Below are 13,604 nucleotides of genomic sequence, written 5' to 3'. Positions count from 1 at the left end.
GCCGTGTGACCACGTCCGGCGCCCGACGTCGTCCGCATTTCCTCGTACTCTTCGCACCGCCGCGGACGACGTGAGGTAGACCTCAGCCGGTCCGTGGCTGGTCCGGGACGGGCACCGATTCGCGGTGGACGAGTTCGGCAAGTTGCTGAACGGTCACGGGGGGGGCGCTTCAGCCTGTGGGTGCCTGGAAGGGTAAAGCCCTCGCCAGGCACCTGACTTGCGGCTCTAGAAGAACCCAAGTTTCTTCGGACTGTATGAAACAAGGACGTTCTTCGTCTGCTGGTAGTGCTCCAGCATCATCTTGTGCGTCTCGCGGCCGATCCCGGACTGCTTGTAGCCGCCGAACGCCGCGTGCGCGGGGTAGGCGTGGTAGCAGTTGGTCCACACACGGCCCGCCTGGATCGCGCGCCCCGCGCGGTAGGCGGTGTTGATGTCCCGTGTCCACACCCCCGCGCCCAGGCCGTACAGCGTGTCGTTGGCGATCCTGATCGCGTCGTCGAAGTCGTCGAAGGAGGCCACCGAGACGACGGGACCGAAGATCTCCTCCTGGAAGACCCGCATGCGGTTGTCGCCCTCGAAGATGGTCGGCTGGACGTAGTAGCCGCCCTTCAACTCGCCGTCATGATCGACGCGTTCCCCACCCGTGAGCACCCTCGCTCCCTCCTGGCGGCCGATGTCCAGGTAGGAGAGGATCTTCTCCAGCTGGTCGTTGGAGGCCTGCGCGCCGATCATCGTGTCGGTGTCCAGCGGGTGGCCCGGCTTGATGCGCCGGGTGCGTTCGACGGCCGCCTCCAGGAACTCCGCGTAGCGGCCGCGCTGGATCAGCGCCCGGGACGGGCAGGTGCAGACCTCGCCCTGATTGAGCGCGAACATCGTGAAGCCCTCGAGCGCCTTGTCGCGGAAGTCGTCGTCGTGCGCCCACACGTCGTCGAAGAAGATGTTCGGCGACTTCCCCCCGAGTTCCAGGGTGACCGGCTTGATGTTCTCCGAGGCGTACTGCATGATCAGCCGCCCGGTCGTGGTCTCCCCGGTGAACGCCACCTTCGCCACCCGCGGGCTCGACGCCAGCGGCTTGCCCGCCTCCACGCCGAAGCCGTTGACGATGTTCAGCACGCCCGGCGGCAGCAGGTCCGCGATCAGGCTCAGCCAGTAGTGGATGGAGGCCGGGGTCTGCTCGGCCGGCTTGAGGACCACCGCGTTCCCCGCGGCCAGCGCCGGCGCCAGCTTCCAGGCCGCCATCAGGATCGGGAAGTTCCACGGGATGATCTGGGCGACGACCCCGAGCGGCTCGTGGAAGTGGTACGCCACCGTGTCGTCGTCCAGCTCGCCCAGCGAACCCTCCTGCGCCCGGATCGCCCCCGCGAAGTAGCGGAAGTGGTCGATCGCGAGCGGGATGTCGGCCGCCAGCGTCTCCCGCACCGGCTTGCCGTTCTCCCAGCTCTCGGCCACCGCCAGCGGCTCCAGGTACGCCTCCATCCGGTCGGCGATCTTCAGCAGGATGTCGGACCGCTCCGCCACCGCCGTACGACCCCACCCGGGCGCCGCCTCGTGCGCCGCGTCCAGCGCCCGCTCCACGTCCTCCGCGGTACCCCGGGCGATCTCCGTGAACGGCTGCCCGTTGACCGGCGACGGATTCTCGAAGTACCGCCCCCGTGCGGGCGGCACATAGGCACCGCCGATGAAGTGGTCGTAGCGCGCCTGGTAGGAGACGATCGAGCCCTCGGTGCCCGGCGCCGCGTAACGAGTCATCCTGGTCTGCCTCCCGGTGCAGCGCTGCCCGCCGTTGGGCAGCTCCCGCCGCGAGGCTAGGCAGGCGGACGTTGCAAGTACGTTGCACCACGGGTCCGCACCGGTGCCCGGCCGGCCGGTACCGCCAGTTCGGCCTCCAGCGCGGCGAGCCGGGCACGGACCGGTGCCGTCGGACGCACCACGGCGAGCGCCCGCCAGACCTCGATGTCCTCCTCGCCCCACGGCGCGTGCGCCCAGTCCGCCAGCAGGTCGGGATCGCCGTGCGCGATCAGCGCCGTGCGCAGCGCACCCGCGAGCCGCTCCCGCAGCCGGACGATCGCCGGGGCCTGCGAGCCGGGCAGCAGGGGCCCGGCGTACGCCCTCGCCGCCGCGGTGAGCCCGCCCGTCTCCAGCCGCCGCTCGACCACGGTGGCGTCCGACTCGACCGCGGCCGTCAGCCGGTACGGCCGTGAGGCGAGCAGTTCAGGCCCCAGAAGTCTGCGCAGCCGGGCCAGTGCCGCCCGCAGCGTCACCGGGGTCACCGACTCGTCCGCGTACAGCGCGCACAGCAGCTCGTCGCCGCTCAGGCCCTCGGGACGCCGCGACAACAGCACGAGGATCTCGCTGTGCCGCCGGCTGAGCCTGATCCGCCTCCCGTCCACGGCGAGCTCGGCCTCGTCCCGGCCCAGCGCGCTGAGCAGGGGCCCTTCCCCGGCGCACGGCGGAGGGGCGAGCAGGGCGAGATGCGCCTCGGCCGCCCTGGCCACCGCCTGCACGAAGCCGAGGCTGTGCGGATGGGCGAGCCCGTCCCCTCCGGTGATGTCCACGGCCCCGAGCACCCGTCCGGTGCGCGGATCGTGCACCGGAGCGGCGGCACACGTCCACGGCTGCACCCGCCGTATGAAGTGCTCGGCGGCGAACACCTGCACGGGCCGGTCCACGGCTACCGCGGTGCCCGGCGCGTTGGTGCCGACCGCGCTCTCCGACCATCGGGCCCCCGGGACGAAGTTCATCCGGTCCGCGCGACGCCGGGTCGCCGGATGCCCCTCCACCCACAGCAGTCTGCCGTGCGCGTCGCACACCGCCAGCAGATGCTCCCCGTCGGCCGCGAACGTGCCCATCAGCTCCCGGAACAGGGGCATCACCCGGGCCAGGGGGTGCTCCGCGCGGTAGGCGCCGAGGTCGCCGTCGGCCAGTTCCACACGGGCGGTGCCGTCCGGCCCGACACCCGCCCGCGCGCTGCGCCGCCACGACTCCGCCACCACCGACCGCACCGGGCGCGGCACCGTCCCCACCGTGGTGAACGTCTCGTGCGCACGGCGCAGCGCCCGGACGCGCTCGGCGAGGTCGGCACCCGGCTCCAGGGCAACCCACGGATCGGTCAACTCGGCCCTCCCGGACGGTGGAACGGCGGAACCACGGCGCTTCCGGCCATCGTCACCCCGCGTGTTCGCGGGAACAACCGGTGCGGCAAGCCACTCTCCTCCGCTAGGCGAAGTTGACCAGTCTTATGTAGCGCACCCAGTCCCAGTGCGGCCCCGGGTCGGTGTGGCCGGTGCCGGGCACTTCGTAGTGGCCGATGATGTGTTCTCTGTCCCGGGGGATGCCGTACGCCGCGCAGACCGCCGCCGTGAGCTTCGCCGACTGCTCGTAGAGGGCGTTGGTGAAGTAGGCGGGCTGGTCCACCCAGCCCTCGTGCTCGATGCCGATGCTGCGTGTGTTGTAGGACCAGTTGCCCGCGTGCCAGGCGATGTCGGCCTCGTGCACGCACTGGGCGACGTGCCCGTCCGCCGAGCGGACCAGATAGTGCGCGGAGACCTTCTTCTGCGGATTGGCGAAGATCGCCAGTGTGTTTGCGTACGTCTCCTGCGTGACGTGGATGATCACACGGTCGATGGCGTAGTCGGCTGGGCGGTCGGCCACCGTGTAGTTGGAGCCGCTCGCCGGCCGCCACTCGGCGAGCGGGTAGTCGACGAATCCCGTCTGCGCTCCGGCACGCGGGTCGGGAAGCAGTGCGTAGGGGACGGCGGCGAGTGCCGCGCCCTTCAGCAGCCGGCGCCGGCTGAGCCGTGGTGCGGCCCGGTCCTTGTCCATGGCGGGGATCCTTTCGGTGAGCCGTTTCGGGGGGTGCCTTTTCGGGATGCTTGCCGGGATGTCCTTCTGTGTGTCGTTCACCAGGCCGTCGCGGATGCCGTGCGGTGCCTTGTGACTTGGGTGCCGGGGGCGCCTTGGGGCTGCCCTCGCGCGGCCTGTGGGGCTTCGTGAGTTCTTGACGGTGCGTTCCTCAGGCCTTGACGTGCGTCGGTGCGACGGCGGGGCTGCGTTGTGATCCTTTCGGAGGGCGGTTGTGGCGGCTTGGGACGTCGTCGGGGAGCGGTGGCTGTACGGCGAGGGGATACGGCGGAGTCGTCAGCCGCGTAGGACCCGCGCCGTCTCCCGCATCCGGGCGTGCACACCGCGGTACGTCTCCCGCGAAGGCAGCCACTCCTTGCGGAGCTTGGCCACACACGTGTAGTTGGTGTCGCACACGTTGGCCAACGGTGACTCGACCGCCTGTGTCGCGAACTGGTACGCGTCCAGCTCACTGAACCCGTAGTCGCGCACCAGCCACTGCACGAGGTCGAGTTGGGATATCCGGAAAGCGTCCTCCAGCGGGCGGGCCGATCCGGTCGAGATGATGTGGGTGTCCGACTCCAGCCGGGGCCACGGTGTGGCGACGCCCTTGAGGAGGTCCACGACCACCACCGTGTTCATCGCGCACTCCACGGCCACCCCGCAGGTCTCGCCCTCCCCCTGCCGGGCATGCCCGTCGCCCAGGCTGAGCAGAGCGCCCTCGACGTTGACACCCAGGTAACAGGTGACGCCGGCCCGCATCTCGGGCGTGTCCATGTTTCCGCCGTGCGCGTCCGGCACCAGGGCCGAGCGCACCTCCAGATTGGCCGGTGCCACGCCCACCGTGCCGTGCATCGGATCCAGGGGCAGCTCCACCCGGATGTCGCTGTCCCGCGCCTCGAACAAGGTGGTCCGGCGGGTCCGGTCCAACTGCCAGATCCATACCCGCTCCGGCAGCGGTGGCTGCAGCGTGGCCGTGGTGTGGGTGGAGGTGAGGGCGCCGAAGAGGGGGACGGTCGTGGACGCCGCCCAGTCGCGGGCCGGTTCGACCGACACGAAGTGCACGGCCACGGTGTCGCCGGGCTCGGCGCCCTCGATGTGGAAGGGGCCTGTCTGCGGATTGAGGTAGGGGAACTCGCACACCTCGGACACGAGGTCCTTCTCGGAGCGGACCCGGCCGGCGAAGCAGTCCTCCGTGTACAGATCGAGGACGGTGCCCGGAGCGATCCGGGCCAAGGGTGCTGCTCCGCCGAACGTCCAGGCGTACTGGTCCGGTTCCGGACGCACGGTGAGGATGCGGGGCTCGGTCATCGTGGGGTGGCTCCCTTCACGGGGCGGGTCTGTCAGGTCGGTGAACCGGGTCGGCCGGGGTCGTGAAGCCGACCGGGCCGGGTGATGACTGGGGTTGGCTGAGCGGTGGTCGGGTCGGCCGAGGTGGTGGGTGGGGCTGGTCGAGGCGGTGAGGCAAGTAGGCGAAGTGGCGCATGAGGGGTGGCCGGGGTGGTGAGGCGGGTTGGCCCAGGTGGCGACCAGCAGTTGGCCGGGGCGGGGCGGCCTGGCCCCGGGACGGGGCCGGATCCGGTGTCGACGACCTCGCTGTGACCGTTGCTCAGCGAGGCGCGGTCCCGCTCCGCCGTCGGCGGGTCAGCGAGGGACGGTCCCGCTCTGCCGGTCGGCGCCGGGGTCGTACGCGTCGAGGTGCACGCGCGCGGTCTCGGCTATGCGCTCGGGATGCCGGCGTACGAGCACCAGCAGGACGAGTACACCCAGCCCCATCCAGACCCCGACGGCCGGGCCGGCGTAGGAGACCGGAGCCGTCAGTTCCGTGACGAAGTCGAACACCGGGAGGCCGGCGGCCGTCAGCAGGGCGGGGACGAACGCGGCGATGCCCAGCACCGGGAATAGCAGGTGCCGGACCGGCTTGAAGGCGGCCCGGCCACGGCGCAGGAAGTGCCCGACGCAGGAGAGGTTCACGATGATGTAGACGCCGACGACGACCGTGACGATCACCGTGGCGAGGAGCAGGAACGCGGTCACGGGGTCGTAGGCGAAGCCGAGTCCCAGCACTGCCGTGACGGCCACGACGGTCTGCACGGCGATGCCGGCCACGGGGGAGCGGTGCCGGGGGTGGAGCGTGGCGAGCAGGCCGGGCAGGACTCGGATGCGGGCCAGGGCGAAGGCGGTGCGGGTCGAGACGTTCGCGCACGCGTTGGCGTTGGCGATCGTGGAGTTGACCACCGCGAGGAACACCAGCACCCAGAACAGACCGAAGGAGGCCCGGGCGACGCCCTCCCAGGACGCCGCGCCCGAGGCACCGAACTCCGCGAACCGGTCGGGGCCGTAGTAGACGGTCATCGCGTAGGTCGTGAGCACGTAGAACAGGCCGATGCCGAGGGCCGCTCCCAGGACCGCGCGGTGCATGGTCCGTCGTGGGTCGCGGGTCTCCTCGGCGAGCGGCGCCGCCGCCTCGAACCCGGCGAACGCCAGCACCGTGTACACGGACCCGGCGAACACCCCCGCGGTCCCCGTGTATCCGTCGGCGGTGTGTGCCGTGCCGAAGACCGACAGGGTGTTCGCGCTGCCCGCCTTGCCGATGAGCAGCGACGCGAACACGAGGAGGACGAGGATCTCGAAGACGCCGAGGACGGTGCCGAAGCGGGCCGAGGCGCGGACGCCGAGGTATCCGGCCACGGCGATCACCACGGCTCCCGCCAGCGCCCACGGCCACCACAGGTCCGCCGGATACGCGGACCACTCCTCGTGCAGCGTGGCCGCCGCCGTGAAGCCCAGCTGCAGGAGCAGCAGCGGTGGCACCAGCATCTCCACGAAGACGTAGGCCCACCCGACGAGGAAGCCGACGGCCGGGTGCAGGCCCCGGGCCGCGTACGTCGCCACCGAGCCCGCCGCCGGCAGCTCGCGGGCCAGCTCCGCCACACAGGAGGCGGTGAACAGGCAGGCCACCAGGGCGACCAGTACCGCCAGGGGAAGGCTGCCGCCCGCGAAGGCGGCGCCGGACGGAATGGACGCGGCCACCGCGGCGGCCGGCGCCATCGCCGTGATGCTCTGGAACAGCACCTCGCGCAACCCGATCGCATCGCGACGCAGTGCCCCGGTCGGCTCCTCGTTCATGTGCTCCCCCTGGTACGTGTCAGTCCGCTGCCACCTGCCACCTGCCGCCTGCGCGTTTCCCTCGTTCCGCGAGCGCCCGCCGCCCGCCCGTGCGTGACGAGCCGTCCGCCGTCCCATGACGTCCGTCGGCGACGTACGACGGCCTGCCGACGGAACCTGACGGGTTGGCCGGTGCACATGACGGGCTGTCGGTTCCTCGTGACGGTCCGTTGGCTGCGCCCCGCGTGAATCACGGTACGACTCGGGCCGGTTGGGCAGAAGGGCGTGCCGCGCTTCCGTGGACAAGTCGCGGCCTGTGGATAACGTGACCACCCGATCGGGGGAAGCACGGGACCGTGGGGGTACGGCCCCGGCGCTCGGCGATCCGGCCGCTCAGGACCGTTCCGCCACCATCGCCGGATCGTCCAGCACCGCTCGGACGACCGAGTGGGCGGCGCCCAGCAGGGGGCCCTGCGGGCCCAGCGCGGACACCGCCAACGGGCAGGCCGGACCCGCCGTGCGGCCCTCCAGCTCCGCCTGGAGCGACGGCAGCAGCCAGGGGGAGAGGCCGGCCAGGGCCCCGCCCAGGACCACCGTCTCGGGGTCGAGGAGGTTCACCGCCCCGGTCAGGGCGATCCCGAGCGCCGTACCGGCGTCCCGCAGAGCCGCCCGTACACCCTCGTCGCCGGCCTCGGCGCGCTCCGCGAGCAGGCCCACCAGATCCTCGCGCGGCTCCAGCCCGGCCGCGCGCAGCACCGCGTCCTCACCCGCGTACTGTTCCAGGCAGCCCCGGCCGCCGCACGGGCAGGAGGGGCCGTCCGGCCGCACGGGCACATGGCCCAGCTCGCCCGCGAACCCCCGGGTCCCGCGCAGCAGCGTGCCGTCGACGACCACGGCCGCACCGATCCCGATCTCGGCCGACACGTGCAGGAAGTCACCGGGGGTGCCCGCACCGAGCCACAGCTCGGCCAGCGCGCCGAAGTTGGCCTCGTTGTCCACGGTCAGCGGCCACTCGCCGGGGAGCAGGGGACCGAGATCGGTGTCGTGCCAGTCGAGGTTCGGGGCCCGTACGACGGTCCGTCCGTCCCGGGCCACCAGTCCGGGCACGGCGACCGCCAGCCCGGCGGGCCAGAGCTGCGCGGCTTCCGCCTCCGCGACGACCCGGCGGATCAGCTCCGTCAGCTCCTCGATCACGGGCTCGGCCGCCCGGCCCCGGTTGGCGCCGTGCCGTACGGCCCGCGCCCGTACCTCGCCGCGCAGGTCGACCGCGCACACCGCGAGATGGCCGACGCCGATCTCCGCGCCGATCCCGGCCGGACCCCGGGCGCTGACCGCGAGCGCCGACCCGGGCCGTCCCACCCGGCCCGGCCGTTCGGGCCCCAGCTCCTCCAGCAGGCCCCAGCGGATCAGCTCGTCCACCAGCGTCGACACCGCCGCCCGGGTCAGCCCGATCCGTGAGGCGACCGCCGCCCGGGACAGCGAGCCCTCGGCGCTGACGGCGTGCAGCACCCGGGCGAGGTTGCGCCGGCGCATGCCCTGCTGTGTGTCCGGCAGGGAGCGCCCGGCGCCCGGCGGGCGCGCCTCGTGCAGCGGTGCGGTCATGCCTCCGTCAATCCTCGGTGTCTGCCGCCCGGCTGGAGGCGGGCGGCCCGGTCACTGGGTTTTCGGGTCCCGCTCCAGCAGCGGGGCCGCGTCGGAGAGTACCCCGGTGATCCGGTCGAGCGTCGTGGAGTCCCGTTCCACGGCCTCCAGGACCGGGCCCGCGGCCGTGTTCCAGCGGCGGGCCACCGCCGCGGGGTCCTCGCCGGTCAGCAGCCCGGCCGCCTGTGCCGCCGCGCCCAGGGCGACCAGTTCCCTGGCCTCCGGCACCTGGACGGGCCGGCCCGACAGCCGGCGCACCGTCTGTTGCCAGGCCGTCCCCCGGGCCCCTCCGCCGATCAGGAGCAGCGGGGCGCCGCGGTCCGCGTCCTCGTCGAGGACCAGGTCGAGGGCGCCGAGCAGTGCGTGCACCGCGCCGTCGTAGGCCGCCTGCAGCAGCTGACCGGCGGTGGTGTCGTGGCGCAGCCCGTGCAGCAGTCCGGAGGCGTGCGGCAGGTTCGGGGTGCGCTCGCCGTCCAGGTAGGGCAGGAGGGTCACCGAGCCGCCTGGTTCCACGGCCTCCCGGTCCAGGCCCAGCAGGGTGGCGACGCGGTCCACCGCGAGGGTGCAGTTCAGGGTGCAGGCGAGCGGCAGCCAGTCCCCGCGCGCGTCGGCGAAGCCCGCCACCGTGCCGGTGGGGTCGGTGGGGCGGCGCCTGGAGACGGCGTAGACGGTGCCGGAGGTGCCGAGGCTCAGCACCGGGGTGCCGGGCCTGAGGCCGAGGCCCAGCGCCGCCGCCGCGTTGTCGCCGGTGCCCGCAGCGACCAGCGTGCCCTTGGAGAACGGCAGGTCGTGGCTGTCGCGCACGGTGCCGGCCACCTCGCCGGGCCGCACCACCCGGGGGAGCAGCGCCGGGTCGAGACCGATGTGCGCGAGGGTCTCCTCGTCGTACGCCTCCGGCCCGGACGCCCACCAGCCGGTGCCGGAGGCGTCGCCGCGGTCGGTCGTGCCCTGCCCGGTCAGACGCTCGGTGAGGTAGTCGTGGGGGAGGCGTACCGCCCGGGTCGCGCGCACCGCCTCCGGCTCGTGCTCGGCGAGCCACGCCCACTTGGTGACCGTGAAGGAGGCCCCGGGCACGCTGCCGGTGCGTTCGGCCCAGGCCTTCGGTCCGCCCAGCTCCTCCACCAGACGGCGGGCCTGTGGTGCCGAGCGGACGTCGTTCCACAGCAGCGCCGGACGCACCGGCTCGCCGTGCTCGTCGAGGGTGACCAGGCCGTGCTGCTGGCCGCCGATCGACACCGCCGCCGCCTCGTGCGCCGCGTCACCGCACTGGCGCAGTGCCGCGCACAGGGCGTCCCACCACTGACGCGGATCACTCTCACGGCCCGCTCCCGAGGTCACGGAGTGCGGGGCCTGGCCGCTCGCCACCACCTGACCGGTGGCCGCGTCGACGACCAGCGCCTTCGTGGACTGGGTGGACGTGTCCACCCCGACGACGAGTGGACCCTCGGCTGCTGACATCGGGCTCTCCCTCTTCCGCGGCTCCGCGGGACGTGCGGTGGGCTGTCGAAGACACCTTGCTGTCGAAGACATCTTGTCTCTTCCCAGCGGTGCGTCCGCATACTAATTTGTAAACCGCCATGACGAAATAGTCGTACGCAGCAAGGAGCCACGGCATGAGCTACCAGCCCACCCCCGAGGACAGGTTCACCTTCGGCCTGTGGACCGTCGGCTGGCAGGGAAGGGACCCGTTCGGCGACGCCACCCGCCGCGCCCTCGACCCGGTCGAGTCGGTGCAGCGCCTGGCCGAGCTCGGCGCGCACGGGGTGACCTTCCACGACGACGACCTGATCCCCTTCGGCTCCTCGGACACCGAGCGCGAGTCGCACATCAAGCGGTTCCGGCAGGCCCTGGACGCCACCGGCATGACCGTCCCGATGGCCACCACGAACCTCTTCACCCACCCCGTGTTCAAGGACGGCGCGTTCACGGCCAACGACCGCGACGTGCGCCGTTACGCCCTGCGCAAGACGATCCGCAACATCGACCTGGCGGCCGAGCTCGGTGCCAGGACGTACGTCGCGTGGGGTGGCCGCGAGGGTGCCGAGTCCGGGGCCGCCAAGGACGTACGAGCCGCTCTGGACCGGATGAAGGAGGCCTTCGACCTGCTGGGCGAGTACGTCGTCTCCCAGGGGTACGACCTGCGGTTCGCCATCGAGCCCAAGCCGAACGAGCCCCGCGGCGACATCCTGTTGCCCACGGTCGGGCACGCGCTGGCCTTCATCGAGCGCCTGGAGCGGCCCGAGATGTACGGCGTCAACCCGGAGGTCGGCCACGAGCAGATGGCCGGCCTGAACTTCCCGCACGGCATCGCGCAGGCCTTGTGGGCGGGCAAGCTCTTCCACATCGACCTCAACGGCCAGTCCGGGATCAAGTACGACCAGGACCTGCGGTTCGGCGCGGGCGACCTGCGGGCTGCCTTCTGGCTCGTCGACCTCTTGGAGAGCGCCGGTTATGAAGGGCCCCGCCACTTCGACTTCAAGCCGCCGCGGACCGAGGACCTCGACGGCGTCTGGGCCTCCGCGGCCGGCTGCATGCGCAACTACCTCATTCTCAAGGAGCGTTCGGCCGCCTTCCGTGCGGACCCGGAGGTGCAGGAGGCGCTGCGCGCCTCAAGGCTGGACCAGCTGGCTCAGGCCACCGCGGCCGACGGCCTGCAGGCCCTGCTCGCCGACCGCGCGGCCTTCGAGGACTTCGACGTCGAGGCGGCCGCCGCGCGCGGCATGGCCTTCGAACGCCTCGACCAGCTGGCGATGGACCACCTGCTGGGGGCGCGGGGCTGACCGCACGCGCGCGTGAGGGCGTACGGCTCCGCGCGTGCCGGAGGGACGCCGGGCATGTACATGCCCTCCGCTTCTTGATCATGTTTGAATTCACCCCGCGTTCACCCCCGCGCACAGGTGCGGAGCGTTCACAAGGGATCAAGCATGATCAAGCGAATACGGCTGGTGCTGGCGGCGGTGCTCACCGCCGTCAGCGCCGTTGTGGCGCTGGCCGCACCGTCGGCCGCGGCCGACACCGCGGTGCCCCCGTCGTCCGCGGGCCAGAGGTGGGCGCTGAAGGTCGCCGGCTACTACGTCTCCGTCTCCGCGGGTCCGAACGGTGACATGAAGCTCAGGGCCGACCCGGACGCCTCCGAGGCCAAGGGATGGGAGCTGTTCACCCTGCACACCGACTACGTGGAGGAGGTGAAGAAGTACGGGACGACGGTCAGCTTCCGCTCCGAGGCCACGGGCAGTTACGTCACGGCGGAGGACGACGCCAGCGGGTCCCTGCTGCGCACCCGGGGGACGACCACCGGATCCTGGGAGCGCTTCAAGCTGACGCCGCTGTCCGGCGGCGCGTTCGGACTGCTGGCCCACAACGGCGATTACGTGGCCGCGGAACTCGGCACCTACCCCGACCACGGACTGCTGCGCGCGCGGACGTCCGTCTCCGACCCCGCCCGTCTCGGTTCCTGGGAACGCTTCACCCTGGAGCGGATCGGCCCCGAGGGCGCCTACACCGCGAACATGCCCGCGCCCACCGCCCAGGCGCCCCGGACACGCGACGTCGTCTCCTGGAACGTCTGCGCCAACAACAACCCCGCCCCCGACTGCGATCTGAAGTACGCCCCGCCCGCGACGGTGGCGGACGACGTCTCGGCCGCTCTGCACGCCGCCATGGGCACCCGGCGGCCCGACGCGATCTTCTTCCAGGAGATCTGCGAGAAGTCCGCGAAGCCTCTGGAGCTGAAGCTCGAAGAGTGGGCCGGACCCCTGGACGTGCGGTTCATGCCGACGTACTACAAGGTGGCCACCGCATCCGACGGCACGGTCGTCCGAGCCCAGAAGAACTGCTCGGACGGCGCCGACCACGTCGACCGGGGCGCCTTCGGCATCGCCCTTGCCGTGCCCGACAGCAACACCTGGTACCAGGGCACCGTCCTGCCGTCACCGAACGGCAAGGAGCAGCGCCCCATGCTCTGTGCGGTCGTGCCGGCCGAGGGGTCCGCGTACTGCGACGCCCATTTCAGCAGCGGTCCCTACACCGACGCCGACGGCAAGCCGGCCGGCGACGACACCGACCCCGACAACCCCGTCCGCCCCCAGCAGGCCGCGAAGATGCGCGAGAGCGTCGACACCCTCACGGCCGGCGGTTACACCACCTACTACGGCGGCGATCTCAACACCACCACGAAGGACGTCGGCTACCTCGACAGCCTCTACCGCGATCACCAGGAGTGCGGGCAGCCGACTCCGGCCTCACCGCACACCGGCGCCGCCACGGACGGCGGCAACAAGATCGACTACATCTTCGGCCCGCAGGGACGCACGTACGCGTGCCGTGTCGTCGACGGCGGCCTGTCCGACCACAGGATGATCAATCTGACGACCTCCTGAAACCCGTCTGACCGGGGGGCGTCGGCCCGGCGCCCCGTCCGGCCGCTCGGCCCTCTGTCCGGTAGGCCGTCCGTCCGGTAGGCCGTCCGTCCGGCGGGGCGGCCCGCCGGACCTGGTCACAGCCTCCCGGACAGGCGGACGTACACCACCGTCGTCCGGACCCCGCTGCCGACCAGGCGGCCCCGGGCGTCGAAGGCGCCCGGCCCGTCGGTCATCCCGAAGTTGTTGTCGTTGACGAGCGCGAGCGTGTCGTGGTCCACGCGCGCGATGCCCTCGGTCTTCCCGGGCACCCCGGCCACCTCGCCCTGGTCCACCACGAGCCGCTTGGACAGCACCGGCACCCCCGCGGCCGCCGGGTCGTCCAGCTGCTCCAGGGAGGGTGACGTCGTGTCGTCGTCCCACGGGCCGCCGAGGACGTCGGAGCTGCCGTGCAGCCTGACCAGTTGCAGGCGGGCCGCCCTGTCGGTGCGCTCCTCGACGAGCAGCCGGTCGCGGCCGACCGCCACCACCGACGAGATCTTCAGCTCGCAGGTGTCGTCCTCGCCCGGGTCGACCACGCCGACCGGGTCGAAGCGGTATGCGTACTCGGCCGTGACGGCCTCCTCATGCGGCGATGGCTGCGGCCAGCCTTGGGCC

At 72.1% G+C, this 13,604-nt stretch carries 9 protein-coding genes and 1 pseudogene; 2 read left to right on the top strand and 8 right to left on the bottom strand.

Features of this window, described 5'->3' with window-relative positions; all coding sequences use genetic code 11:
* Positions 1-225: 225 nt before the first annotated feature.
* From adh to xylB, 7 genes are all read right to left on the bottom strand, one after another.
* Positions 226-1,749: an aldehyde dehydrogenase gene (gene adh, locus ACZ4VF_RS15530; RefSeq protein WP_467926311.1), complete on the bottom strand. Its 1,524-nt coding sequence runs from the start codon at positions 1,747-1,749 to the stop codon at positions 226-228.
* Positions 1,750-1,805: 56 nt separating this feature from the next.
* A complete protein-coding gene (locus ACZ4VF_RS15525) occupies positions 1,806-3,113 on the bottom strand; it encodes a GAF domain-containing protein (RefSeq protein ID WP_467926309.1) in 1,308 nt (435 codons plus the stop codon).
* Between the two features lie 103 nt (positions 3,114-3,216).
* Positions 3,217-3,822, bottom strand: coding sequence for an N-acetylmuramoyl-L-alanine amidase (locus ACZ4VF_RS15520; protein ID WP_467926308.1), 606 nt, complete (start codon positions 3,820-3,822; stop codon positions 3,217-3,219).
* Positions 3,823-4,137: 315 nt separating this feature from the next.
* Positions 4,138-5,151: an acetamidase/formamidase family protein gene (locus tag ACZ4VF_RS15515; RefSeq protein WP_467926307.1), complete on the bottom strand. Its 1,014-nt coding sequence runs from the start codon at positions 5,149-5,151 to the stop codon at positions 4,138-4,140.
* 333 nt (positions 5,152-5,484) lie between these two features.
* Entirely contained in the window at positions 5,485-6,969 is a 1,485-nt protein-coding gene (locus ACZ4VF_RS15510; RefSeq protein WP_467926305.1) for an APC family permease, read from the bottom strand.
* A gap of 372 nt (positions 6,970-7,341) precedes the next feature.
* The gene (locus ACZ4VF_RS15505) at positions 7,342-8,550 is read right to left on the bottom strand and encodes an ROK family protein (RefSeq protein ID WP_467926304.1); all 1,209 of its coding nucleotides are present in this window, start codon (positions 8,548-8,550) and stop codon (positions 7,342-7,344) included.
* A 51-nt stretch (positions 8,551-8,601) separates the two neighbouring features.
* Positions 8,602-10,047: a xylulokinase gene (gene xylB / locus ACZ4VF_RS15500; protein WP_467926303.1), complete on the bottom strand. Its 1,446-nt coding sequence runs from the start codon at positions 10,045-10,047 to the stop codon at positions 8,602-8,604.
* Between the two features lie 155 nt (positions 10,048-10,202).
* Between xylB and xylA the strand changes: the two genes are divergently transcribed.
* Together xylA and ACZ4VF_RS15490 are read left to right on the top strand one after the other, a co-directional pair.
* On the top strand, positions 10,203-11,369 hold the full coding sequence (gene xylA / locus ACZ4VF_RS15495; RefSeq protein ID WP_467926302.1) for a xylose isomerase: 1,167 nt from the start codon (positions 10,203-10,205) through the stop codon (positions 11,367-11,369).
* Positions 11,370-11,513: 144 nt separating this feature from the next.
* Positions 11,514-12,968 carry a fascin domain-containing protein gene (locus ACZ4VF_RS15490; protein ID WP_467926300.1) on the top strand — a complete coding sequence of 485 codons (1,455 nt, stop codon included), beginning with the start codon at positions 11,514-11,516 and terminating at the stop codon, positions 12,966-12,968.
* A gap of 116 nt (positions 12,969-13,084) precedes the next feature.
* Here ACZ4VF_RS15490 and ACZ4VF_RS15485 read toward each other — a convergent pair.
* A pseudogene (locus ACZ4VF_RS15485) lies at positions 13,085-13,582 on the bottom strand (esterase-like activity of phytase family protein); the annotation flags it as partial.
* Positions 13,583-13,604: the final 22 nt, after the last annotated feature.

The organism is Streptomyces sp. NPDC029151, assembly GCF_055564315.1.
The sequence above is the reverse complement of the archived record's forward strand: the minus strand, read 5'-3'. Positions and strand labels throughout refer to the sequence as shown.